Source organism: Comamonas antarctica (assembly GCF_013363755.1).
GTDB lineage: Bacteria > Pseudomonadota > Gammaproteobacteria > Burkholderiales > Burkholderiaceae_C > Comamonas > Comamonas antarctica.
This window is the reverse complement of record NZ_CP054842.1, coordinates 145,152-169,281: the sequence shown is the minus strand read 5'-3', so window position 1 is coordinate 169,281 and position 24,130 is coordinate 145,152. Positions and strand designations below refer to the sequence as shown.

The 24,130-nt window shown below is 57.1% G+C and carries 18 protein-coding genes and 6 pseudogenes; 16 read left to right on the top strand and 8 right to left on the bottom strand.

Annotation, left to right across the window (positions count from 1 at the left end):
* Positions 1–36: 36 nt before the first annotated feature.
* A complete protein-coding gene (locus HUK68_RS23105; RefSeq protein ID WP_175506589.1) occupies positions 37–318 on the bottom strand; it encodes a hypothetical protein in 282 nt (93 codons plus the stop codon).
* Positions 319–783: 465 nt separating this feature from the next.
* Positions 784–1,089 (bottom strand): annotated as a pseudogene (locus HUK68_RS23100) (ABC transporter ATP-binding protein C-terminal domain-containing protein); the annotation flags it as partial.
* Between the two features lie 418 nt (positions 1,090–1,507).
* On the opposite strand from HUK68_RS23100, the gene HUK68_RS23095 reads away from it, so the two are divergent.
* Positions 1,508–2,590, top strand: coding sequence for a type IV toxin-antitoxin system AbiEi family antitoxin (locus tag HUK68_RS23095; protein WP_175506588.1), 1,083 nt, complete (start codon positions 1,508–1,510; stop codon positions 2,588–2,590).
* Positions 2,578–3,450, top strand: a complete 873-nt coding sequence (locus tag HUK68_RS23090; protein WP_175506587.1) for a hypothetical protein — start codon at positions 2,578–2,580, stop codon at positions 3,448–3,450. Before HUK68_RS23095 ends, HUK68_RS23090 begins: the two co-directional genes overlap by 13 nt.
* A 410-nt stretch (positions 3,451–3,860) precedes the next feature.
* Here HUK68_RS23090 and HUK68_RS23085 read toward each other — a convergent pair.
* Both HUK68_RS23085 and HUK68_RS23080 read right to left on the bottom strand, forming a co-directional pair.
* A pseudogene (locus HUK68_RS23085) lies at positions 3,861–4,117 on the bottom strand (PIN domain-containing protein); the annotation flags it as partial.
* Complete coding sequence (locus HUK68_RS23080) at positions 4,114–4,518, bottom strand: helix-turn-helix domain-containing protein (RefSeq protein WP_244146436.1); 405 nt, start codon at positions 4,516–4,518, stop codon at positions 4,114–4,116. The pseudogene HUK68_RS23085 and the gene HUK68_RS23080, both read right to left, overlap by 4 nt.
* A gap of 754 nt (positions 4,519–5,272) precedes the next feature.
* On the opposite strand from HUK68_RS23080, the gene HUK68_RS23075 reads away from it, so the two are divergent.
* Positions 5,273–8,206 (top strand): DEAD/DEAH box helicase, encoded by a 2,934-nt coding sequence (locus HUK68_RS23075; RefSeq protein WP_175506586.1) that lies wholly within the window; start codon positions 5,273–5,275, stop codon positions 8,204–8,206.
* 510 nt (positions 8,207–8,716) lie between these two features.
* A complete protein-coding gene (locus HUK68_RS23070; RefSeq protein ID WP_175506585.1) occupies positions 8,717–9,283 on the top strand; it encodes a hypothetical protein in 567 nt (188 codons plus the stop codon).
* A gap of 166 nt (positions 9,284–9,449) precedes the next feature.
* Here HUK68_RS23070 and HUK68_RS23065 read toward each other — a convergent pair.
* Both HUK68_RS23065 and HUK68_RS23060 read right to left on the bottom strand, forming a co-directional pair.
* Positions 9,450–9,572, bottom strand: a pseudogene (locus tag HUK68_RS23065) (ATP-binding protein); the annotation flags it as partial.
* Positions 9,573–9,850: 278 nt separating this feature from the next.
* Positions 9,851–10,465 (bottom strand): cation efflux transmembrane domain-containing protein, encoded by a 615-nt coding sequence (locus HUK68_RS23060; RefSeq protein WP_175506584.1) that lies wholly within the window; start codon positions 10,463–10,465, stop codon positions 9,851–9,853.
* A gap of 551 nt (positions 10,466–11,016) precedes the next feature.
* Between HUK68_RS23060 and nadE the strand changes: the two are divergent.
* Positions 11,017–11,219 (top strand): annotated as a pseudogene (nadE, locus tag HUK68_RS23540) (NAD(+) synthase); the annotation flags it as partial.
* Between the two features lie 242 nt (positions 11,220–11,461).
* On the opposite strand, the gene cadR reads toward nadE, so the two are convergent.
* Complete coding sequence (gene cadR / locus HUK68_RS23050; protein WP_175506613.1) at positions 11,462–11,860, bottom strand: Cd(II)/Pb(II)-responsive transcriptional regulator; 399 nt, start codon at positions 11,858–11,860, stop codon at positions 11,462–11,464.
* A 97-nt stretch (positions 11,861–11,957) separates the two neighbouring features.
* Here cadR and HUK68_RS23045 point away from each other — a divergent pair, with 97 nt between their 5' ends.
* The 3 genes from HUK68_RS23045 to lspA all read left to right on the top strand — a co-directional run bounded on the left by HUK68_RS23045 (position 11,958) and on the right by lspA (position 16,180).
* Positions 11,958–14,870, top strand: coding sequence for a heavy metal translocating P-type ATPase (locus HUK68_RS23045; RefSeq protein ID WP_175506583.1), 2,913 nt, complete (start codon positions 11,958–11,960; stop codon positions 14,868–14,870).
* On the top strand, positions 14,867–15,499 hold the full coding sequence (locus HUK68_RS23040; protein ID WP_244146435.1) for a phosphatase PAP2 family protein: 633 nt from the start codon (positions 14,867–14,869) through the stop codon (positions 15,497–15,499). Before HUK68_RS23045 ends, HUK68_RS23040 begins: the two co-directional genes overlap by 4 nt.
* Positions 15,500–15,682: 183 nt before the next feature.
* Positions 15,683–16,180: a signal peptidase II gene (lspA, locus tag HUK68_RS23035; RefSeq protein ID WP_175506582.1), complete on the top strand. Its 498-nt coding sequence runs from the start codon at positions 15,683–15,685 to the stop codon at positions 16,178–16,180.
* A gap of 316 nt (positions 16,181–16,496) precedes the next feature.
* Here lspA and HUK68_RS23030 read toward each other — a convergent pair whose 3' ends face one another.
* Entirely contained in the window at positions 16,497–17,465 is a 969-nt protein-coding gene (locus tag HUK68_RS23030; RefSeq protein ID WP_175506611.1) for an arsenic resistance protein, read from the bottom strand.
* A gap of 187 nt (positions 17,466–17,652) precedes the next feature.
* On the opposite strand from HUK68_RS23030, the gene HUK68_RS23025 reads away from it, so the two are divergent.
* The 8 genes and pseudogenes from HUK68_RS23025 (at position 17,653) to HUK68_RS22990 (ending at position 23,595) form a co-directional block, all read left to right on the top strand.
* On the top strand, positions 17,653–18,003 hold the full coding sequence (locus tag HUK68_RS23025; RefSeq protein WP_175506610.1) for an ArsR/SmtB family transcription factor: 351 nt from the start codon (positions 17,653–17,655) through the stop codon (positions 18,001–18,003).
* A gap of 578 nt (positions 18,004–18,581) precedes the next feature.
* Entirely contained in the window at positions 18,582–18,905 is a 324-nt protein-coding gene (locus HUK68_RS23020; protein WP_175506581.1) for an ArsR/SmtB family transcription factor, read from the top strand.
* A 12-nt stretch (positions 18,906–18,917) separates the two neighbouring features.
* Positions 18,918–19,368, top strand: a pseudogene (locus tag HUK68_RS23015) (ArsI/CadI family heavy metal resistance metalloenzyme).
* Positions 19,369–19,374: 6 nt separating this feature from the next.
* Positions 19,375–19,881: an arsenate reductase ArsC gene (locus HUK68_RS23010; RefSeq protein WP_175506580.1), complete on the top strand. Its 507-nt coding sequence runs from the start codon at positions 19,375–19,377 to the stop codon at positions 19,879–19,881.
* A gap of 55 nt (positions 19,882–19,936) precedes the next feature.
* On the top strand, positions 19,937–21,226 hold the full coding sequence (locus HUK68_RS23005; protein WP_175506609.1) for an arsenic transporter: 1,290 nt from the start codon (positions 19,937–19,939) through the stop codon (positions 21,224–21,226).
* Positions 21,227–21,250: 24 nt separating this feature from the next.
* The gene (gene arsC / locus HUK68_RS23000) at positions 21,251–21,682 is read left to right on the top strand and encodes an arsenate reductase (glutaredoxin) (RefSeq protein WP_175506579.1); all 432 of its coding nucleotides are present in this window, start codon (positions 21,251–21,253) and stop codon (positions 21,680–21,682) included.
* Positions 21,669–22,385 (top strand): arsenical resistance protein ArsH, encoded by a 717-nt coding sequence (gene arsH, locus HUK68_RS22995; RefSeq protein ID WP_175506578.1) that lies wholly within the window; start codon positions 21,669–21,671, stop codon positions 22,383–22,385. The genes arsC and arsH overlap by 14 nt, the downstream gene beginning before the upstream one ends.
* Before the next feature lie 8 nt (positions 22,386–22,393).
* Positions 22,394–23,595: pseudogene (locus HUK68_RS22990) on the top strand (MFS transporter).
* Positions 23,596–24,130: the final 535 nt, after the last annotated feature.

Genomic DNA, 24,130 nt, shown 5'->3' with positions numbered 1-24,130 from the left:
AGAGGCGGTTTTTTTTCGCACGTTCGGAACAGAGGATCATGGGTAGGCAGACCAGATGAGCCACCCGACTAAAGCAACAACGGCACCCACCATGACAACCACCTCTACAACCCAGTTGTTCCGATGAGCCAGCCTGCGTTGTTCTAGCCACCTGTAGCAGAGCAACCGTTCCACCGGATCACGCGAAAAAAGACCCTCGTCGAGATGCTGCCGGATGATGTCCAGTCCGTGATTTTTCTCCCATGACATCAGAATTTTCAGGGTGCGCGCGGAGAGTTGGTTCGGCTCTTGCTCGGCCTTATTCGGAGTGATTCGCATCTGCCCAGATTATTGATTGAGCGCCCACTTCGCTGTCAGACGCTTTCCAGTAAACGTTTTGACTCATTCAATGCTCATCGCTACTCGACTTTCGACAGCTGTCTAAGGTGCAGAGACGATGTACACAATCGCAACCATACTCGGGCTGCGCTTTACGGATCTCGATGACTGCCTTGACCGACAAGATCTATTCCACACAGCAGGCGACTGTGGGTAGCCTGCTGAAGCTACGCGGCATAGAACATCAGGGATTTGTCCGTGCCCGTAAGTCCTATGGCAGTAACCCGTGGTCAAGGTCCTGAGAGTTGGCGCGCTGCCGTTTAGTACCAGGGCTATGGCCTGGGCCGCGGCGCTTGCCGCGTGCGACGGCACCTCATTCCAATGATGGTCCTGGGGCAATACGTTTGGCGCCGAGGAGGCAATGCGTTCAATTTGGCACACGCGCCGAGCGTCTTAGGCGTTTTCTCAGTGCTTGCCTAAATAGGCTTCGCGCACGGCGGGATCCGCCAACATCTCGCGGGCAGAGCCGGACGAGGCAATTTCGCCCGTCTTGAGCACATAGGCACGGTCGGCCACTTTCAGCGCCTGGTTCGCCATCTGTTCGACCAGCAGTATCGTCACACCGCGCTCGCGCAACGCGCGGATCACGGAAAAGATCTCCTTGACGATCAGCGGCGCCAGGCCCAGCGATGGCTCGTCGAGCAGCAGCAGCTTGGGACGGGCCATCAGCGCACGCCCGATCGCCAGCATCTGCTGCTCGCCACCGCGGATGGCCGCGCACCGCAAGATCTTGCGCGCGTTGAAGGCCCGGGATGGCACTGCAGCGCGCGCCGGCATCGAAGACGATATCCGCGAATCCGCATCTCACCTGTCATTGCAACTGCTGCAGGGCGACCGCCGGCGGCCCGTCAAGTAGATCGCCCAAGCGTTTGCAGCCCACACACCGGAGAGTAGCCTATCGGCCTGGCGCCTGGGGTGGCCTCAACCCCACGCTGCGCCCGCCTAGCTAGTCAGGATGTTGAGAAATTCCCTAAAAAGAGTAACTTGGTGTCTTGAGAGACGGTTGCATGCCACTTATCCAATCCACGGCTCATGAAATCTCAATGCGTAGAGTAGTTTCAGCAGATGCTGAAAAAGCTTTTTTGAGTGAAATATATCCAAAAGGCTAAAAATGTGGTAATTTCAGCAGATGCTGAAAAGTGCAAATCCAGTGAAAACCTCAGAGACTCATGCTGGGGAAGCCTTGCGCATCATGCTTGAAAAAATCCCCATTCTTCAGGTGGTGAGCATCGAGAGTGAAACGATACACGCCGATTGGGCGCCTGACTTCTGCGTTCGCTTGCTTGTGCACGGACGACCGCACAACCTCATCTGTGAGTACAAATCGAACGGTCAGCCCCGTTATGCAAGATCGGCAGTTCTAGAACTTAAGAACTATGTCACGCACCAGGCCCCGCAGGCGACGCCCATCTTCATGGCCCCTTACCTCTCACCTGCGGTGAGGCAGATGTGCAAAGAGAACGGCGTGGGCTATCTGGATCTGGAGGGCAACGCAAGCATTGCGTTCGACAGTGTTTTCATCGAACGTGAGGTAGCGGACAAACCTTCCGCGGTGCAACGCGAACTCAAATCGCTGTTCAGCCCCAAGTCTGCACAGGTGCTGCGCGCCATGCTGCGCGAGCCCGGTAAAGCATGGCGCGTCACAGAGCTCTCCGAAATCTCCAGGGTCAGTTTGGGACACGTCAGCAATGTGCGTAGCGGTTTGATTGACCGGGAATGGGCGCGCACCACAGACGACGGCTTGCTGCTGTCAGAACCAGATGCCCTGCTTGATGCATGGCGGGACTGCTACAGCGCACCGCCAGGCGAGCGACTGCGCTTTTACACGCCTATGCATGGCAGTGCGTTTGAAGATGCGGCGCGGCGCGCATGTAGCACCGAGAAGAGTCCCGGACATGCTGCCTTCGCGTCGTTCTCAGCTGCACATTGGCTCGCTCCGTACGGGCGCACCGGCACGCACTACTTCTTCGCCGACGAGGATGCCCTGAGCAAGCTGCAGAAAGCACTGAAGCTCGCACCAATTGCGAAGGGCGAGAACGTGGTTGTCACTGTGCCCAAGGACTTGGAACTGCTGGCCGACACAGTCGAGCCGGCGCCTGGCGCTGTCTGCACGAGTCCGATTCAGACCTATCTTGACTTATCCATTGCCGGCGAACGCGGTGCGGAAGCCGCCGAACATTTGCGCAGAGAAAGGCTTTCGTGGCCCAAATAAGCCCCCCGCAAGAACCTCAGTCTGCCGCAGAATACGGCGACCGCACGACCGCAGCCGTCAAATCCGTGCTGATCGAGATGGGGCAGATACTTGGAAGTTTCCAGGGGAAGTTTGCCATCATCGGCGGCGCGGTTCCTTGGCTGCTGCTGGCCAGCGAAGACATGCCACATGTCGGCACGCTCGACGTGGACATTGGACTGGATGCAGAAGCACTCGGCGACGGCGAGTATGCAACGTTGATCGGCGCACTCCAAGCCCATGGGTACGCCCAGCGCACTGAACTAAGACGCTTTCAACTGGTGCGCAAAGTTGCGGTGCAAGATGGCGGTGAAGCGATCGACATCGTGGTCGACTTTCTGATGCCGCGCGACGCGGCAATCATTAAGAATAATCCGCCCTTGATCAACGACTTCGCTGTGCAGCGAGCGCATGGTGCCGACCTGGCAATGCGGTTTTACCAACTGGTAGCGGTGTCCGGACCGATGCCCGACGGAGGGACAAACCGCGTGGAGATAGCGGTATGTTCGATCCCTGCATTGTTGGCAATGAAAGGCCATGCGCTGGCGGGTCGCTACAAGCAGAAAGACGCCTATGACATCTACTACTGCGTGCGAAACTATCCTGGCGGCATTGATGCTTTAGCACAGGAGTGCTTGCCACTTCTAGGGCATCCCAGCGGCGAAGTTGGCTTCCGACACATCGCCAATAAGTTCGATACCTTGGAGGGGCATGGTCCCACCTGTGTGAGGCGTTTCGTCGCAGACACCCAGGCGTTGGGTGATCGCACGCCAGAGCAGTGGCAGCAAGATGCATTCGGGCAGATTGACGCGCTGCTGCGTGCCATGAAACTGCGCGCTTGAGACTCGCTTACGCGCCTCATCTGGCGCGCTGCAGCATGCCTTGGGCGACGCGCTGAGGCCGGCCGCCACCAGGCGCTTTATAGCGAATAGGACGGGGCCAGGAATACAGGGGCAACATCAGGCTGGCTCAGCGACAGCTCATCCCTGCTGCGTTGGAAGAGGCTGGAACATGCGTATCTACTCGCATCTATGCCTTAATCTCATCATTGCCGCATAGCAGCGATAAGATTAACGCCCAATCTTGTCACTTTGACAAGATTTCCAACCAATGATTTCCCCGCCCCTATCACCCCATCACAACGCGTTGCTTGTAAGCTGCGGGGTGCGCCGATGGACATCCTGCGCCAATACATCAAAGAGCGGCAAACGCCCCATTAGGACACCTTCGGTGTCCGCGTTCTCAGCCCCGGGCCTTCGGTCAAGTCCTGGTAGCCTTCAACCAATCCATCAGGTATGGCGCGATCCATCAAGCCCGACGTCCGATTCAATTGCTCAACGGTTAAATCCGGCCTGTTGATCAGCAGATTGCGCTTCCACTCATCGTGAATTTGTGCGCTCCAGCGCGCCCGAAGACGCCCGAGAGCCCGAGCCACATTAAAAAATCTCGCATTGGTGCAGGATAAAGAACGCAGGCGTCGTAGACCGCCGTGAACGGCGAATGCCTCATTCGTACCCCATTCCCAATTCCTGGGCTTGCTGTGCCAGGGCCTCCATGGCGAGCTGACTGGCCTCGTCGCGACGCTCTTTGAACGCAATCAGATCCGCAAATCGCACCCGGCGATGTTTGCCAGTGCGATGGAAGGCAAGTTGACCATCTTCCAGCAGCTTGACCAGGTGCGGCCGCGAGACATTCAGTATATCCGCCGCCTCCTGGGTGGTCAGCTCTGCATGAATTGGCACCACCTTCACGGCATTGCCATCGAACAGCTGGGCCAGGATATCAAGCAGCCTGGTGCGTTCGCCACATCGGTCAACACGCCCATGCCGCAGACGCTTCGTGCGCTTTTTTGCGGCATGAAGTGCCTGGTGAGGACTGCACCTTAGAGCTGCACTGCGATTAATCAACACGCACCACAATGAGAGATATGATGCGTCGATAAATTCAAATTAAATCCAGCGAGAGAAAAAAAGCTACAGGAAACGGGTTTTGCAGCTCCGATAACCGGACGTCAGAATGGCATGGCCGCTGTGTGGCGGTCACTTATCGCGAGCTATTGGAAGTGGACGCGTTACCCGTGCCAAAGAGTCATATCAGTTCATATCGCACGTTCGAGGCGAATGCCAGTCTGCGGATCTGTTGCCTCTCAGTGACCTGAGCGCAGCCAGTAGTAGAAAGCAACGAATCAGCTCGCTCTCGTAACTGTATGGTGCACGCTGACTGCTGCCATTTACTCCTGTGTCAACTGTGGCTCCTGTCGAGAACAGACCGTGTGGGTCGGTTGGACATGGTTTCCACATCCCATCCCAGACAAGTAACTCGATTTTTTAGCATAGTAGACACCGTTCGGATTACTGCTATAGCAAACGTCAAGATGGCGCTTTTGAACCCTTGCGGACAATCGTAAAAGGCAGATTTCCATTGAGAGTGGATATCGGATCTGACTCGTCGGATCAGCACGAGTCGTCGCGTGCAGACCTTTTACGGGTATTGCAATCCGTTAGTTAGTGCTTCCACTCATCCAAGACAGTACAAATTATTGAATTGGTATGCCTTCCTACTCGTTAGCCCGCGGTATTACTATAAACGCTGCCCTGGAGCTTCATATACTGATACTATGACTACTAAAAGCGGTACGTATCTTTCTTGATAGGGGCTGACGCAATGGATGAAACGGCAGGGAAATACTCAGACGTTTATGGAAGCTGGCAGCAGCACCTATTCAACTTTAACTTGGCCAATCGTGAAACCTGTATGCCCGGCCTGCGCAAGCCTCAGTTGGCTGCGCTCTACTCATCGCTGGGTCATCTCGTCATGTCGCCCTCTTCGACCGCCACGGTTGTGATGCCTACGGGCACAGGTAAGACAGATACTATATTGGGACTGCTCATCGCTGGAAGGTTGGCCAGGACATTGGTGCTTGTTCCATCTGATGCGTTGCGTTCGCAACTTGTTAAGAAATGCGATCTTAAAAAGCTCCGTGAGATCGGTGCAGTTTCTGAAACTGCACTCAACCCTGTGGTCATGGCCGTCCGTACTGGAATGTCGATAGAAGAAGTACAGCAGTTTTCTGAGGCGAATGTCATTGTCGCGACACCTCAAGCTCTGCAGCGCTTCACTACTGATGCGCTTCAGGCCCTGGCTGACTTATGTAGCCATCTAATCATTGACGAGGCGCACCACGTGGCCGCTAAGACGTGGGAAAGAGTTAAATCTGCGTTTAAACAAAAGCCCCGCTTACAGTTCACTGCTACGCCGTTTCGTGAAGACAACCAAGCGCTGGACGGCACAATCATCTACAACTATCCGTTGAAGGATGCTCAAAACGATGGGTACTTCAAAGCGATCGAATTCCATCCTGTGCGCGAATACAACCTCGTGTTGGCGGACCAAGCGGTGGCTGACAAAGCGGTAGAACTGCTGCGAAGCGATCGCGAGCAAGGCTTCGACCATCTGCTGATGGTGCGTGCACGATCTCAAAAACGCGCCGAAGTGTTGTTTGATATGTACAAAAAACATGAAGATCTCACACCCATTCTCATCCATAGCAAGGTGCCAGGTCGCGCTAAGCTGATGGACGATATTGTTGAGAAAAAGCACAAGATCATCGTCTGTGTTGACATGCTTGGCGAGGGGTTCGACTTACCTGAATTGAAGATAGCGGCGATTCACGATCAGCATCGAAGTCCTGCCGTCACGCTCCAGTTTATTGGGCGACTTACCCGAGTTGATCAGGCCCTTGGTGACGCTAAATTCGTTTCTAACATCGCGAATCAGAATACGGATTACCAAATGGCTGCTCTCTACAAAGAGAGCGCGGACTGGAGCGCGATCATCCGCGACGTTAGTAATGACAAGATTGAGCGCGAGATTAAAAAGGAGGCGTTCAACGGACAATTCTTAAACGATCCCGATTCCGATGAAATATTAGGGCTTAATCCAAATCCCAAAATCAGCGCGATTGCCTTTCATGTCGACCTAGACAAGTGGCAGCCCAAGAAAGCACGGCACTTTTCGCAAAAGAAGGAGCAATTGCAGTTTCTCTCCATCAACGATGAACAAGACACTGTCATCATGGTTACGCGTCGCGACACGCCGGTTGGGTGGGCCCAAACCTCTGCGATCGTAGATACGACCTGGCTTCTTTACCTTGCGTATTACCATAAAAATGACCAGACTCTTTTTATCCACTCTTCAGGTGATGAAACGCAATCTGCGCGATTTTTAGGCTTGATCGCGAAGGACGCTAGGCGTATCACCGGCGAGCCGGCGTTCCGCACGTTACATAACATTAAACTTCTGAAACTGCAGAACGTTGGTCTGTCCAGAGTGCGCAAGGATCTAAGATTTACCATGCATGTTGGGCGCGATGTCAATGCCGTCATCAATGAAATTCAAAATGGAACGGCCAAGAAGTCCAACATCTTCGCAACGGGATTTGAGAATGGACAACGCATTACCGTAGGCTGCTCTCACAAGGGTAAGATTTGGGAGATGAATTCCGAGAGCATCATTTACTGGATCCAATGGTGTAAGCAAGTCTCCCTAAAACTCAACAACGCATCGATTAAATCCTCTGACGTGCTCAAGGATGTGATGCGTTCGGACAAAATTGAAGGCATGTGGCCGAAAGGGATTTTTTATGTTGACTGGCCAGAAACTATAGCGATAGAGAATGAGCAAAAGATTTTATTGTCGTACAACGCTGAGGTTTTCAATCTGCTCGACATAATGCTCGGCAGGCCCCTGCGTACCGATGATCTCACGCTGAGTGTACCCGTCATTGCAGCAGCGCCGGATGGCAATCGGTATCTCCCGGACATCACGATTCGCCTACTAGACGATGGTTACAAGGTAAGTTGTCCGGGGGTGAAGATCATCTTCGCAGAAGAAAAGGCGCTTGAGCATTATCTTGATGCCGAACCACTGGTATTTCTGGCGGTGGATGGATCACTCGTGGAGGGGAACTATCGCTCCTATGCTCCTAACAGCTTGGATTTGAAGCTGCCTACAGCGCTCATTGAGTCTTGGAACTGGGGAACAACCCCAATTCACAGCGAGTCGATGAAGGCAGCACGAAATCTTGAAACCGTGCAAGGATTCACTTTTAGTAAAATTCAGAATGACTACTCCTTTATCTTTAATGATGACGGCGCTGGTGAGGTCGCCGATCTAGTGGCCATTAGGGAGAGCACAGACGCTATCTATGTCGACCTCTACCACTGCAAGTACTGTCCAAAAAAAGACGGAGTCGCTCGACCTGGCGCACGCGTGGAGGACGTTTATGAGGTTTGTGGGCAAGCATCACGTTCGGTGAAATGGCTGCATACCCATGAAAAATTCTTTGATCGCCTGATGCTCCGATATCAGCAATCATTGTCTAACAATTTCCAGCGAATTCTAAAGGGCACTCCGGAGGACTTGGAACTACTACGAAATAAATGTCATGACCACGAAATGATTTTCAAGTTTGTGATTGTTCAACCTGCCATTTCAGCAGCAAAAATCTCTGCAGAACAGCTTGCTGTACTGGGCACTAGTTACTCCTACATCAAAAGTGTGTCATCTGCAGATGTGAAAGTGATCACCAGCCCCTAAACCGGACCCCGCAGGCTAGATTTTAATTTGGAAGTTTCATCTAACAGAAATACTTGGATGACAACCAAAATATTGCGGCATTTCATCAGCGTCGCTTGAACACAGAACAATATAAAAATTCCCCATGCGTAGCGTGCTACGCCTAACAATGCAGCCTAGGCGCGGGCACCGCCGAGCCTGATTTTTTTCGTAAGAGTTTTGAGGGATTTATCATGCCTGTTTCAATAAAACACTGGGTTGAACTCAGGGAGCTTCCATCGAGTCAGAAATCTGAAATATCTATTTTGCGTAGTAAAAACATAGAACGAGTTTCAATGATTGAAAGCAGATCAGATGAGTTTCATGTCTTGGTTCATGCTCTCCAACAGACTTTCCTTCATTCAACACATGAAACCATGAACGAAGCTCAAACCACCTTGATCGCCCTCGTACGCTCACTAGAAGACTAATTTTTCAAGTTATCACTCAGGCCACCGTGCCCTTGGCTCGTTCAATGAAATAGGAGAGATCTTGAAGATACAAGATATTAACTACATCTGCAAGCAGATGCTCAATATTAATCCTCCCCCCATACTTGATAGTAACGTTCTCAGAATATTGGCTAAATGCGACTCCAAGCTGGAACAGATGTTTATTCTGGGAGCCTATGAATTCATTCGTCAGCGCTGCCCAGCGGCTCCAACGTTATCTACATCCTCAGTCCGCATAGGTGAGCGTACATATGAGGGAATTTGGCTTTGGGAGCCTTGGTTCGCTTGGGATCTCGATGACCTTCCAGAAGACAAGCGCGGCGGGCCGTCGGCGCTCCTCTTTGTTCCTCAATTTCAATCTCCAGAAAAGAATATCACACACGACTTGGCCCTATTCTATGGAGATGATAACGGGAGTCCAAAATGGTTGCTAAAGCACGTGATCGAGATAGATGGGTATGGAGTTCACAAAGACAGAAGAGTTAAAGACGATTTGAGGGACTTCGGCCTTTCTTATAGCGTTTATAGATTCTACGAAGAGACTGACAAGCCGTTAGATTGGTTCAGAAAGATAGTTTATAACGATGCTGAATCCGGTGGTATCTAACCCTTCTATCGGATGGACCCGGCCCTCCAAGCCGCTTCGGGCCTCTCAAACGTTCTCGTGGCAGTCTGCTCTGGATCGAGAGCTAACCACTCGCTAAGAATAGCTAACGATAAGTCAAACGGTTATCGCGATCTATTGCAGCAGCGCATCCAGTGGAGCCTGCAAGCAGCTTGTAGCGCTGGTCCACGATGGATTGCAGCGGCTCGGCCCTCACATCGGCGATGCGCTCGGTCAGGAAGAGATCATCGAGCACCAGCAGATCGGGTGCAATCCAGCCCTTGAGCTGCCGGCCAACCGTAGCGGGCGAACTCGGTGACCGGATATAAGTGGGGCACATCGGGGGCCCGAAAAGCAGCCGTGCTGAATTTTTTCTGGTTTCTTGCGCTTCGCCTCGGTCAAAAGAATATGTGTTTATCTGTCTTGATGCATTTGAAATGCAAAAATTCGATCCTGAGGGATGTAACGCGTTGTGAAGGGGCGCATTCGAAGATGGCGCCGCAGCTCTAACGACTGAGCGCGATGCTTTTATGCACCATGGTCCCAATTACGATTTCGCAGAAGCCCGCATCACTCCGGTACGGCTTTCGATGCTTCCTTAAGTATTTCGCGTCCTCCGTTCGCTGCAATTGCAGCTACAACGATCCCCAATATCAAGTCCGGGATATTTGATCCCAGCCACATGACCAACGCACCGGACAGGACGATGGCACCGTTGACGATGGAATCGTTATTCGTGAAGATTGCTGAGGCCTTGAAGTTCACGTCATCACCTTGGTGACCGCGCAGCAGCCTCAGGCACACCAGATTTAAAGCTGCGTTCGCCGCAGCTATAACCATCATCGCTGGGCCCACAGGCTCCTCGTCCCCGGCAAAGCGGCGTAAAACCTCCACCATCAGCAGCACGGCAAGGCCTATGAGCAAGAAGCCCGACAAACGCGCTGCGCCTACCTTGACCATAGCCGTTCGGCCGACGGCGTACAGGCTGACTGCATAAACCGAAGCATCGGCTAGGTTGTCTAGGCCGGAACCCATGAGTGCGGTAGAGGCAGCCCACATGCCAAGGCCGATGCCGGCGGCGGACTGTGCCAGGTTGATCAGCAACACAGTCCTCAAGATCTTGCGGTCAGCCTCATTATTTACGTCACGCCCGCCAAGTTCGCCGTGTTCGTCTTTTTCAGCCATGCTTGTTCCTTTCGAGTACGCACATCATGAGACCTACAGTGACTGGAGAGTCAAGCGCCAAGCCTAACAACTACTGCGGAGCACTCGGAGCTGGTAGCGACAAAACCGAGGGCAAAGCCGAGAGCGTTGCGCAAAGTTCGGCCGCGCTCCACTATCTCCGACAAAATTTGCGCAGGCGCATTCCGGTGTCGAGCTCGTACAAAGGTACGCCGCTTCGCCCTTCAACCGGCAATAGCACAGCGTGCTCATAGGGCATACGCAGTTTCTCTTGGACTACGCGCGTGGCGGCACGGCCGGATCGCTAGTGCTTGGGGCCAGTGGTGGGGTGGACTCCACTGTCGCCGGGACGGCTCTGCCAACTCGCGGCAGAGCGGCTGCGCATCCTCAGGGATGCAAATTCGCTTCTGCGCGATGCGACTGCCGTATGGAGCATAGGCTGATCAAGAGGACGAAGAGGACGCGCAAAGCTATCCGAGTGAGACGCTGGAGGTAGATATCAAGTCGGCCTCCGACGCAACCCCAGCTAAAGGCCGGCGGTCTCAAATTCCGCGATGGCAAGAGGACTTGTGCTCGGCAACATCAAGGCGCTCCAGCGGATGATTTCGCAGTATGCGGTAGCGGGAACAACAGGGGGCCTTGTGGTTGGCTCGGACCATGCCGCAGAGGCACTGATGGGCTTTTTTCCAAATTCGGTGACGGAGGGTTTGACCTCAGCCCGCTGGGCGGTCTCACCAAGCGTCGTGTTCGGGCGATGGCTTCGGCACTCGGTGGTGACGAGGTTCTAGCGCATAAGACTCCCACAGCCGACCTGGAATCTTGCGACCACTGCGCCCGGATGAAGTCGCAATTGGCGTCAGCTACGGTGCGATCGACGACTTTCTGGAAAGTAAGCACGTGGACCCGGCAAGCGCAGCAGTCATCTTGGAAACTTACCGTTGCACGGCCCATAAGCGGGCATTACCTGTCGTTCCTTCTACCCTGCATGCCGCGTGAGTCTCAAGCGGGTTCGGCCAGCCCCTTAAGAATTCCGCACTCACGCGCAGTGCGGGCGGTATCGCAGGAACGCCGCAAGTCCGTCAACTCGCGCTCCAGCTCCCGCAACTCCTTGATTTTGGCCCGTACCTGGATGATATGGGAGTCCACCAGCGAGTTCACCTCACCGCAGTCCAACTCGGGCCGATCCCGAAAGCTCAGCAGTTGCTGGATTTCGGCGAGGGTCATGTCCTTGGCTCGACAGCGGCGAATGAACAGCAAGCGCTTGAGGTGGGTATCGTCGTACAGCCTGAAGTTGCCCTCGCTGCGTGCCGGCTCGAGCAGCAGGCCCTCGGATTCATAAAAACGCACCGTCTGCACCAGACAGTCCGCCCTTTTGGCCAGCTCACCGATCCGCAGCATCATTGTTCTCCCCACAAATACTTGACTCTACATCAACTAGAGATTGTTCAATCATGCCATCCGGGGAAAATCCTCGCCAACCAACAGTGAGCGATCCATGAACAAAGACCCGTTAAATACCTGCGGCTGCTCGGGGGGCAATGGCCAACCTGTGACTTTTTCTGAGAAGCGGGCCGGCACGGATATAACTATTTTTCATGTCAGCAACATGGACTGCCGCCGCGAAGAGGGACTGGTGAGATACACGCTAGAAGGGATACCGGGCGTGGAACGAATGGAATTTGACCTTCCTCAGCGCAAACTTACCGTTGAGCACAGCTTGGTTACGGCCGACGCCCTGGAAGACGCATTGAACGCGGTAGGCATGAAGGCGCAAGCCGTCCGAGAAGCGGCGGTCTTGATCACCTACCGCATCGAGAACATGGACTGCCCGAGCGAGGAGAAGATCATCCGCTCGAAGCTGGGTGAGGTCAAAGGGGTCCAGGACCTGGAGTTTGACCTAGCTGGGCGCACTTTGTCGGTCAAGCACCTCGCCGAGTCGCGCACCCAGATTGAGCAGATTCTGGCTGCCATTGGCATGCATGCCAAGGAACAAACCGCCCATCCCGGGGGGACGGTGGCAGCCGTGGCGATGGTCGAGTCCCCGGCGTCTCAGCTTCGGCCAACCGTGCCGACTTCCGCGACACCTGCCGGCGAGCGCGTAACGTACCGGATCGAGAACATGGATTGCCCAACCGAGGAGGCGCTGATCCGCAACCGCTTGGGCAAGGAGCCTGGCGTAACTGCCCTGGACTTCAATCTCATGCAACGGGTACTGGGCGTTCAGCACAACCTTCCCTCGCCAGCGCCGATCGAGAACGCGCTCAATTCCATCGGTATGCGCGCCGAGCGGCTGGATCCGCACACCGTCACCACGCAGCTGCGCATCGCAAAAATGGACTGCCCGACCGAGGAAAGTCTGATCCGAGGCAAGCTGCAAGGCATGCCAGGTGTGCTAGGCCTTGACTTCAACCTGTTGCAGCGCACGCTCACAGTCCAACACGCGCCTGACGCAATCAAGCCAGTGGTCGAAGCGATCGAATCGCTGGGTATGGAAACCGAGGTAGACAAGGCCGATGAGCCGTGCGCTTCTCAGGCATCCGCGCACAAAGCCAGTTGGTGGCCAATGGCAGTCTCCGGCGTCACGGCAGTGTTTGCTGAAGGAGTCTATTGGGCCAACGACGGATTTCACTGGGCAGTGGTCGTGCTCGCCCTTGTCTCGATTTTCACTGGCGGCCTGAGTACCTACAAGAAGGGCTGGATCGCCCTGAAAAACCGTAACTTGAACATGAACGCGCTGATGTCCATCGCAGTCACAGGCGGTATGGCAATCGGCCACTGGCCCGAGGCAGCCATGGTCATGTTCCTCTTTGCGCTGGCCGAAGTGATCGAGGCGAAGTCACTAGACCGCGCACGCAATGCGATTCGCGGACTGATGGACCTAGCACCTGAGACCGCGACCATGCGGCAGCCCGACGGCTCGTGGAAAGAAATGCCCGCCAAGGAGATCGGCAAGGGGGCACTGGTTCGCGTCCGTCCCGGGGAGCGCATTGCACTGGACGGCCTCATCACGGCAGGCCGTTCGGCCATCAACCAAGCCCCCATCACCGGCGAGAGCCTTCCAGTCGAGAAGGCGGAAGGCGACCAGGTGTTCGCTGGCACCATCAACGAGACTGGCTCCTTCGAGTACAAGGTAACTGCTGGCGCAAGCGACTCGACGCTCGCGCGCATCATCCACGCAGTGGAGTCCGCGCAAGGCAGCCGCGCGCCCACCCAGCGTTTCGTGGATCAGTTCGCACGGGTCTACACTCCGGCTGTATTCCTAGTGGCCTTGCTTGTTGCCGTCGTTCCACCACTGGCCTTCGGCGGCGCCTGGTTCGATTGGATTTACAAGGCACTGGTGCTACTGGTGATCGCGTGCCCATGTGCTTTGGTGATTTCCACCCCCGTCACGATTGTCAGCGGTCTTGCCGCAGCCGCTAGGCGCGGCATCCTGATCAAGGGCGGCGTCTATCTAGAGGGCGGGCGCAAACTGAAGGCCTTGGCGCTGGACAAGACCGGCACGCTCACGCACGGCAAGCCAGAGCAGACCGACTTCCTGGCGCTGAGCGGAGATGCCCAGCAGGTGGCCGCCTGGGCTGCAAGCCTCGCTGTGCGTTCGGACCATCCGGTTTCCCAAGCGATTGCTCGTAAGGCGCATCGGGACGGAATCTCGCTGCACGAAGTCGACGACTTCGCGGCGTTGCCGGGGCGCGGCGTGCGGGGCCGCATTGACGGCCGGATGCTGCAAATGGGCAATCACCGTCTCGCGAAAGAGCTCGGCCTCAGCGAGGTCGCGTTGCAATCGCAGCTGGAAGCCCTCGAGCGCCAAGGCAAGACAGCCATCCTGCTGATGAGCGACATCAAAGTGCTCGGCATCTTCGCCGTCGCTGACACGGTGAAGGAAACTAGCCGCGAAGCCGTGGCCGACCTGCAGTCGCTCGGCGTGCGCACGCTGATGCTCACCGGGGACAACCAGTACACGGCTGACGCCATCGCCGCCCAGGTCGGGATCTCCGAAGCCCGTGGCGACCAGTTGCCCGAAGACAAGCTCAAAACCATTGAGAGCCTCATCGGCGATAAGGGCCAAGTAGGCATGGTAGGAGACGGTATCAACGACTCGCCGGCCCTTGCGCGTTCCGACATCGGTTTCGCCATGGGTGCGGCCGGCACAGACACCGCTATCGAGACGGCCGACGTCGCCCTGATGGATGACGATTTACGCAAAATTCCGACGTTCATTCGCCTGTCGCGCACCACCGCCTCGATACTGACGCAGAACATCGTGCTGGCTTTGGGTATCAAGGCGGTTTTCCTCGCGCTGACATTCACGGGTCATGCCACGATGTGGATGGCAGTGTTCGCAGACATGGGAGCCAGCATGCTCGTCGTCTTCAATGGCTTGCGCCTGCTGAAGCTTAAGACGGCATGACGGATATGCAAGTGCCGGCCACCGCAGCACCGTGGACGAAACACTGGCTGTATGACTGGGGTGGTGCCAACTTGGACATCTTCCTTGCCACCCAGCGCGCCTTGTCTGACGGCTGGCTCTGGGTGCCCGAAATCCTGAGCGCGCTCGGCAGCTACTGGGGAGCGCCTGCAGTTGTGCTCTTAATGCTGGTTTGGCGGCGAGCACCGGTCCGGGAGGGGGCAGCTTCGATTGACGTGCCGTTATACAGATTTGCGCTCGGCCTGCCCCTTGCGATTGCCGTTGCTGCAATCTTCAAGACGATTATCGCGCTACCGCGTCCGTTCGTGGTCATGGGAGATGCGGTGTATCGCGCTCACTCCGCACCTGAAAGCCAGTACACGATGCCCAGCGGGCACTCGGTCTACATCGGCGTCCTGACAACAGCACTTTGGCCTTCATTGGGCTGGGCCGGCAGGGTCACTATGTTGGTTTTCGCCGCCGCAGTTGGCTGGTCGCGCATCGTACTAGGCGCGCATTTTCCAATCGACGTGATCGCCGGCCTTGCATTAGGTTGGGCGTGCGTTGCGGCTGCGGGTTCTTGGGCCCAGCGCATGGCGCGAAACGCCCCGATCAAAGGGCGGAACTTGTGAATGTCGCTGCCAAGTCGAGCTGTGCGACATCGTCTGCTTCTACCGTTAATACGCAAATTTGGGGGACTGGTTCGTTTTCGGACGTTCCTCATTCTGACTCTGCTCGCGCCAATCTAGAGCAACGGGCTCTATTCCACACCTCCGCAGTGCCGAACATGAAGTGTCTAAATCGAAGTAAATGATATGAATCATCTCGCCAAAAAATTGCATTGGTATGCGCTTGCGATCGTCGTGTTTATCGCCGATCAGGCTACCAAGAGTTATATCGATGCTACGACCCCGTTAGGTTGGTTGCACAAAGTCACATCTTTTTTTAACCTCGTTCACATGCTTAATCCTGGCGCGGCGTTCAGCTTCCTCGCTGGAGCAGGTGGCTGGCAACGGTGGTTCTTCCTCGGGATCGCTATCGTGGTCTCAGCTTGGCTGGTGTTGCAGCTATACCGCCCGCTGCGAAAACTGGAAGCTCTCTCCTACAGTCTCATCCTGGGCGGCGCCTTGGGCAACGCATTCGACCGGGCGCTGCGCGGTCACGTCATTGACTACCTCGACTTTCACCTGCACGGATGGCACTGGCCTGCCTTTAATATCGCCGACATGGCCATCATGGGGGGTGCGACGGCGCTGGTGATTGCCTCGCTGATGGGTGAGGAGCGTCCTACCGCAGCTAATGAGCCCCGGTAAACCAAGGGCTCCACTGGAAGAAGCAATCGGATAGGCCCTCAATTCCCCACCCACCCAAACAGGTGCACACATCCGATTTAAAGTCCTCTCCCAACCATCAACGCATCGAGGCAGGTTTACGCGCTGCATTGCGCCGCGGACTTGCTGCCTCTGTTGGGCGGCCAAGCTTGAAGACGAATCGGTACGTAGCAATGTGCCCAGGTTCTCCGGGGTGCTGGATAGCGCTGGCAGATTTTCCTTGCCCAGTTGGGTGGCCGGCATGTGGTTGTGTTGACGCATAGCTGTAGCCAATGCCACCCAGGATCCCGCATGCCTTCTAACCACCCTGACGTTCGCGCCCAAGCTTTGGAATCACCCGGATGTAAATCAATTCGCTGACAAGCTCAACCATGGTCTGGGCAACGATGATGGCAGGCAGTATCGGTACCGCACCTGGGACCGCCAACGCGAGGGGCAGCACCACCAGCGAGTTGCGAGTGGCGGCGCTGAAAGCCACGGCCCGCCCTGCGGGTGCATGAAGGCCAAAAGCGCGTGCAACCAGCCAGCCGGCCACCGGCGCGGCCACCGCGAAGGCAATATAGACCGGAATGACCCGGGCTGCCGTGCCTACGGCGGCCCCAAGCTGGGGCATGACGGCCGTAACGACCACAAACAGAACAAGCGCTGTGGCGGGCACTGGCAAAAGTCCGAGGCGCACGGATAAGTGCTCACCTGTGGGGCTGCGAGCCGCCCAAACCTGCAACAACGCAGCCAAAACCAGCGGTACGGCGATTAGCCAAAGGAACGCATCGAAAAACGGGCCAAGTCGAACGAGGTCTGCGGATGCCTCGCCAAGGAATAGCGTGAGGTATGCAGGCAGCAGCAGCATCTGCAGCGCAAGCAAGGCCGGCGTTGCGGCCAACAGCAGCTTGGCATCTGCGCGTCCCAAATGTGAGAAGGTCACCACATAGTCGATACAGGGCGTTAAAAGTACAAAGAGAACGCCTAGCCGAACCAAAGGGTCTTCGGTCAAAAACTGAACCAGTACTGCGACGACGAGAGGAATGACCACGAAGTTCGCGCAAAGCAAAGCAGCCAGAAAACGCACCTTAGTGAACGCCTGACCCAGCTCGGCCATCGGCACTTGAAGGAAGGTCACGAACAGCATGAAAGCCAAAGCGGGGTTGATGGCTTGCTCCAGCATGCCGGTGTTTGGCATGCTGAGAGCGCACACCACGGCAGCGCAAATCGCGATGAAATAGATGGAGACTTGGCGCGTCTCCAGGCGCTCTCGAAGGTCAGTCATCATGGAATGCAAAGCGTGGGATGGCGGTGGGGTCTGGGGCCGGCGCGGGCCGACTTTGTCTGCTGCCAGCTGGATGGCGCAGTGAGTGTACATTTATCTCAACATCTATTGAGATATTGAGATGAAGCGCAGGCCATTTTGTAAACGCAGCATGCGCGACACTCAGAGCCAAGAGGTAACGTCAATGATCAAAGAACAGGAGGCCTTAGATGGCTTCGCGGCAATTGCGCAGGGAACCCGACTGCGCATTCTTCGCATGCTGGTGGTGGCAGGAGCGGATGGCCTGGCGGCCGGCACGATCGGCGAGCAGCTCGGAGGCGCCACATCTTCGCGGGTCTCATTTCACCTGACGCATCTGGAGAGAGCCCGACTGGTGCAAAGCCGACGCGAAGGACGCTCCATCATCTACAGCGCAAAATTCTCCGTGCTGTCGGACTTAGTGGCGTTCTTGATGCATGACTGCTGCCAGGGACATTGCAAGTACTGCGATAGGGCCATCGCGCTTTTCGCTAAATGCGAGGGTCGCCCGAGTGAGTAGAAGCGCCCGCAGATAGCCACTTCTATCGACTGACCATTCGGCCTCAACCCACCATTGGAAACGTTCATTGTCGAATGAAAGAAATCTCAACCCACGATTTCCGCCCCACTCAGCCTGAAAAACAATGCGTCCCATGCTCCGATCAGGGGCTGGGGGCATGCGCAGTGTCACGGCAGTCGGTCTGTCCGGCGTTCAGAAGTATTGACGCCAAATTTTGACGCCCCCGGCAATGACGACTTGCTTGTTTCGGGAATTTCCGCTGCAAAAACGAGACCGTGCTGCCGTGGAAGGCGGCCTTGAGCGATGAAAAACTGATCCACAGCCTGGGCGGAGTAACTCCACCAGATGGGCGATCTCCGCCGGCCATCACACACTCGGCGGGTCCATGAACACAGGCCGTGCGTCATCAGGCTGCCGCATATTGCGCACGCGTTGCAGATTGCAGTTGCGCCATCAACAAGCTCTACTGGCCCAACATGCGTTGCAGTTCTTGCGCCAACGGCAGAATCGTTGGCAGAAAAACCGCAGACTTCAGGTACATCGTTTCAATATTTCAATAGTTGCTGTATTATTGATTTATGCAAGAAATCCAAGTCATACGTTCTCTTTCTGCCTTGGCCCACGAAGCCCGTCTGCGGGTGTTCCGTGCGCTGGTGGTGGCAGGTCCCGATGGATTGACGCCGAGCGCTCTGGCCGAGCAACTGGGCATTGCGCCCAATGCGCTGTCCTTTCACCTCAAAGAACTGTCGCATGCCGAGCTGGTGAGCCAGGAGCGTCAGGGCCGCAACGTCTTGTACCGCGCGGCCTTTCCGGCGATGAACGACTTGTTGGCCTATCTCACAGAAAACTGCTGCCAGGGCGCTGTGTGCACTCCGGCGGATGCCGCTTCCTGCAACTGCTGACGGGAGTCGATGATGAAGCGTTTTCATGTCCACATGACTGTCGGTGATCTGGCCCAGAACATCGCCTTCTATTCCAAGCTCTTTGGCGCCGAGCCAGCGCGCGTCGAAAGCGGCTACGCCAAATGGATGCTGGATGAGCCCCGTGTGAACTTCGCCATATCGACACGGGGTAGCAAGCCGGGGCTGGACCATCTGGGCTTCCAGGTAGACGAAGCCCACGAACTCACCGCCATCAAGGAACGTGCCCAGGCAGCCGACATGACTTTGCTCGATGAGGGAATCACCTTGCTGTTACGCGCGCAGTGACAAGCACTGGATCACCGATCCGCAGGGCATCGCCTGGGAGCATTTTCATTCGCTTGAAAACATTCCCTTGTTCAATGAAGCCGCAGCGGCACCCGTCAAGGCCGGCGCTTGCTGCGCGCCTGGCGCTACTTCTTCCCCTTCCAAATCCTGCTGCTAAAGACCTATGACTGCAACCACCAAACCCCTGAATGTCCTGTTCCTGTGCACCCACAACTCGGCGCGCAGCATCCTGGCTGAAGCCTTGCTCAACGATATGAGTCCGGCACGCTTCAAGGCCTATTCGGCTGGAAGCAGCCCGCGCGCCAACCAGCAGCCCAACCCTCTGGGCCTGCAGGTGCTGCAACGTGCTGGCGTGTCGGTGGAAGGCCTGCGCAGCAAGAGCTGGGACGAGTTCGCGGTGGATGATGCACCGCAGATGGACCTCATCATCACCGTCTGCGACAACGCCGCAGGAGAGGTCTGCCCGATCTGGCCCGGCCATCCGGCTACCGCGCACTGGGGTTACCCGGACCCTTCCGAAGGCGACGAACCAGAAGAAGTCAAGCTGGAAGCCTTTCGCCAGACCATGCACATGATGCGTCGCCGCCTGGAGTTGCTGGTCAATCTGCCCGCTGACAAGCTGGAAAAGGCTCGGCTGCAGGGCACGGCCCGAGAGCTTTCCGCCCACTGAACCCCTGCGCCGTCATCCTCGATCCCCTCCTGTCAACCCATTGCACTCCGGCATGATGCTTACTGCTGTCCTGATCTTTGTTTTCACCCTTGTGTTGGTTATCTGGCAGCCGCGAGGATTGGGTATTGGCTGGAGTGCTTCTCTAGGTGCTGTGGTAGCGCTACTGCTCGGCGTGGTGCACCTGGCAGACATTCCGATCGTCTGGAACATCGTGTGGAACGCCACAGCCACTTTTGTGGCGGTGATCATCATCAGCCTGCTGCTGGATGAAGCCGGCTTCTTTGAATGGGCGGCGCTGCACTTTGCCCGCTGGGGTGGCGGCAAAGGCTCCAAGCTTTTTGCGTTCATCGTGCTGCTCGGTGCGGCGGTGTCGGCACTGTTCGCCAATGACGGTGCCGCGCTGATTCTCACGCCCATAGTGATGGCCATGCTCGTGGCCCTGGGTTTTTCGCCGGTAGCCACGCTGGCTTTTGTCATGGCCGCAGGCTTCATTGCCGACACCGCCAGCCTGCCGTTGATCGTGTCCAACCTGGTCAATATCGTGTCCGCCGATTTCTTCAAGATTGGCTTCAACGAATACGCGGCCGTGATGGTGCCCGTCAACATCGCTGCGGTGCTGTCCAGTCTGGCGGTACTGATGCTGTTTTTCCGGCGCGACATTCCTGCGACCTACGATCTCACCCAGCTCAAGCGCCCTGCCGACGCGATTCGGGATCTTCCAACCTTTCGCGCTGGCTGGGTCGTGCTGGTATTGCTGCTGGTGGGCTTTTTTGCACTGGAGCCCCTGGGGGTGCCGGTCAGCGTCGTCGCGGGTGCAGGCGCCGCCTTGCTGCTGGCGGTCGCTGCGCGCGGATCGGTCATTTCCACGCGCAAGGTACTGCATGGCGCGCCTTGGCAGATCGTGGTGTTCTCCCTGGGCATGTACCTGGTCGTTTATGGCTTGCGCAATGCCGGGCTGACCGATGACATCGCGTCGCTGCTGAACATTTTTGCGCAGGGCGGCGTATGGGGAGCGGCCATGGGGACCGGCCTTCTCTCGGCCCTGCTGTCTTCCGTGATGAACAACATGCCGACCGTATTGATCGGCGCCTTGTCCATTGATGCGTCGGGTGCCAGCGGTGTCGTCAAGGAAGCCATGATCTACGCCAATGTGATTGGCTGCGACCTGGGCCCCAAGATCACTCCCATCGGCAGTCTGGCCACGTTGTTGTGGCTGCACGTTCTGGCCAAGAAAGGCACCACGATTGGCTGGGGCTACTACTTCAAGGTCGGCGCCGTGCTCACCGTTCCGGTGCTCCTCGTTACCTTGGCAGCTCTCGCATTGCGCCTGAGCCTATTCGCTTGAATCCACACCTTGTACGGACCCGGCATGAACACGATCACGATCTATCACAACCCCGCCTGCGGCACGTCACGCAATGTGTTGGCATTGATCCGCAACAGCGGCGAAGATCCCACCGTCATTGAATACCTCAGGACGCCTCCCGACCGCACCACTCTGGAGCGGCTTGTGGCGGACCTGGGAATTCCGGTGCGTGAGGTCCTGCGGCAAAAAGGTACTCCGTTCGATGAGCTCGGCTTGGCGGACCCGAAGTGGACCGACCCTCAGTTGATCGACTTCATGCTCCAGCACCCGATTCTGATGAACCGCCCGATTGTGGTGACGCCGCTGGGAACACGCCTGTGCCGGCCATCGGAGGCCGTGCTGGACATCCTGCCTCAACCCCAGCAAGGGGCTTTTTCCAAGGAAGACGGCGAAGCCGTCATCAACGCCAAAGGACAACGTGTTGCAAAGCACTGATCTACCGAACCTCGACACCTTGTCATTCGATGCGCCTGACTTGGCGCGCCTGCTGCCAGAGACACGGTCAACGCATGCGCCTCGCATCCTGCTGCTGTACGGATCTGCCCGTGAACGCTCCTTCAGCCAGCTGCTGACCGAAGAGGCGGCCCGGCTGCTGCGCAAGATGGGCGCCGAGCCCCGCATTTTTGATCCGCGCGGGCTGCCGCTGCCCGACGACGCGCCGGACAGCCATCCCAAGGTCCGGGAATTGCGTGAGCTGGCGCAATGGGCGGAAGGCATGGTTTGGACCTCTCCGGAGCGCCATGGCGCCATGACCGGCATCCTCAAAGCCCAGATCGACTGGATTCCGTTGTCGATGGGTGCTGTTCGACCGACCCAGGGCAAGACCTTGGCCTTGATGCAGGTCTCTGGGGGCTCGCAGTCTTTCAATGCCGTCAACCAGATGCGCGTGCTGGGTCGCTGGATGCGCATGCTCACCATCCCCAATCAGTCGTCGGTGGCCAAGGCGTTCATGGAATTTGATGAGGCCGGTCGCATGAAGCCTTCCTCGTACTACGAACGGGTGGTGGATGTGATGGAGGAGCTGGTGAAGTTCACCCTCCTGACCCGTGACTGCGCAGACTACCTGGTAGACCGCTACAGCGAACGGCGGGAAACCGCAGAAGCGCTGTCCCGTCGGGTCAACCAACGCAGCATCTAAATACCGCCATGCTTGAACGCCGCATGCACGTAACCGTCATGCTCGGTGTGGCACAAACACTATCGTGGGCGTCGTCGTACTACCTGCCAGCCGTTCTGGCTGAGCCGATAAGTCGTGAGGTCGGCATCGCCTACTCCACAGTGTTTGCAGCGTTCTCTGTCGCGCTGCTGGTGGCGGCGGCCACGGGGCCGGTCGCGGGAAGGCTGATCGACCGATTCGGTGGTCGCCCAGTGTTGATCAGCAGCAACCTCGTATTTGCCGCAGGGCTGATTATTTTGAGTCAGGCCACACAAGCCAGCCATGTTTTCCTGGGCTGGGCCGTGATGGGCATTGCCATGGGCGGGGGCCTGTACGAGGCCGCTTTTGCCACCGTCGTGCGCCTGTATGGCCAGGATGCTCGCCGCGCTATCACGGGCATCACGCTCTTGGCCGGCTTTGCCAGCACCCTGGGGTGGCCGCTTTCCAGCTACCTTGCACACGATTTTGGCTGGCGTGAGGCGTGCATGACTTGGGCGCTGCTTCACCTTGTTCTGGGACTGCCGCTCAACCTGCTTTTGCCACAGATGGCAGCGCTGACCGGAAAAGAGCACAGCGATGGCGAACAGACAAAGGCAGACGTCCCGCCAAATAGCGGAGCCCAACCTCGCCGGCATATCGCCTATCTGATGGCCTATGTGTTTGCGGTATCTTGGTTCATCAGCACGGCCATGGCAGCCCACCTCCCTCAGCTTCTGCAGAGCACGGGCGTGGCGTGGCGGTGGCAGTCGCCATTGGCGCTGCTGCGCTGGTCGGTCCGGCACAGGTGGCAGGGCGTCTGGTGGAGTACGGATTCCTGCGAAACGCCCACCCACTGCTGTCCGCAAGGCTGGCAATTCTTGCGCATCCTGTTGCGGCCATTTCACTGGGGCTTATGGGTGCTCCTGGCGCCAGTCTTTTTACCATCGTGCATGGGCTTGGGAATGGAATCCTGACCATTGCCGTGGGCACGCTGCCGCTCAAAGTGTTTGGCGCTCAGGGCTATGGCCAGCGCCAAGGCTGGCTGATGGTGCCTGCGCGCATTGTGCAGGCCGGCTCTCCGTTTCTCTTCGGCCTGGTCATGTCTCGGTGGGGCTTGGGATCGCTCTGGGTCACTTCGCTTCTGGGTCTGAGCGCTTTTCTGGCACTGTGGGCGATGTACGTCCACATGTCGAAGCCGCCGATCAGCCCATAACCACAGCCACGTGGCATGGCTCCTGTCTTGTGGTCTATCCCCGCATTGACGACCTCTGTCGCGCGCTTAGTGCGCATTTGAATAGGTCAAAAGTAGCGGCGGTCATGGCGCATGGGTGTGTCTTTGGCGATCCCCTCTTGCTGCTGAGCATCCCGGCGTTCCGCCGGCGGGCTCTCGGTCTTCGCCCCGCGCCGCGTTGTGCGGCGCAGCCGTTTCCGGCTTCGATCCCTGATGCCTTCGGCCGTTCCGGCCTGCGCGCTTCGCTTGCGCTCCAGGGGATCGTCCTGCGGACCATCCCCGCCGCACGTTGTTTGGCGCCCCTGAAGTACCGCCGACCAGGCTGCGCCTGATCGGGCAGGCACCAGCCAGGCATGCCTGCGGCATGCAGCGGCGCTCGCCGCGCGGCGTTGATTCGGCGCAGCGACCTGGTCTGTAGGCCGCTGGCCGTCTTTCCCCAGTTCATCGCCTTTTCCGCGACCGTAGCCAGCGGTGCCTGGCCGTCAAGGCGCGCAGGGCCGAGTCCTCGGCTAGCGCC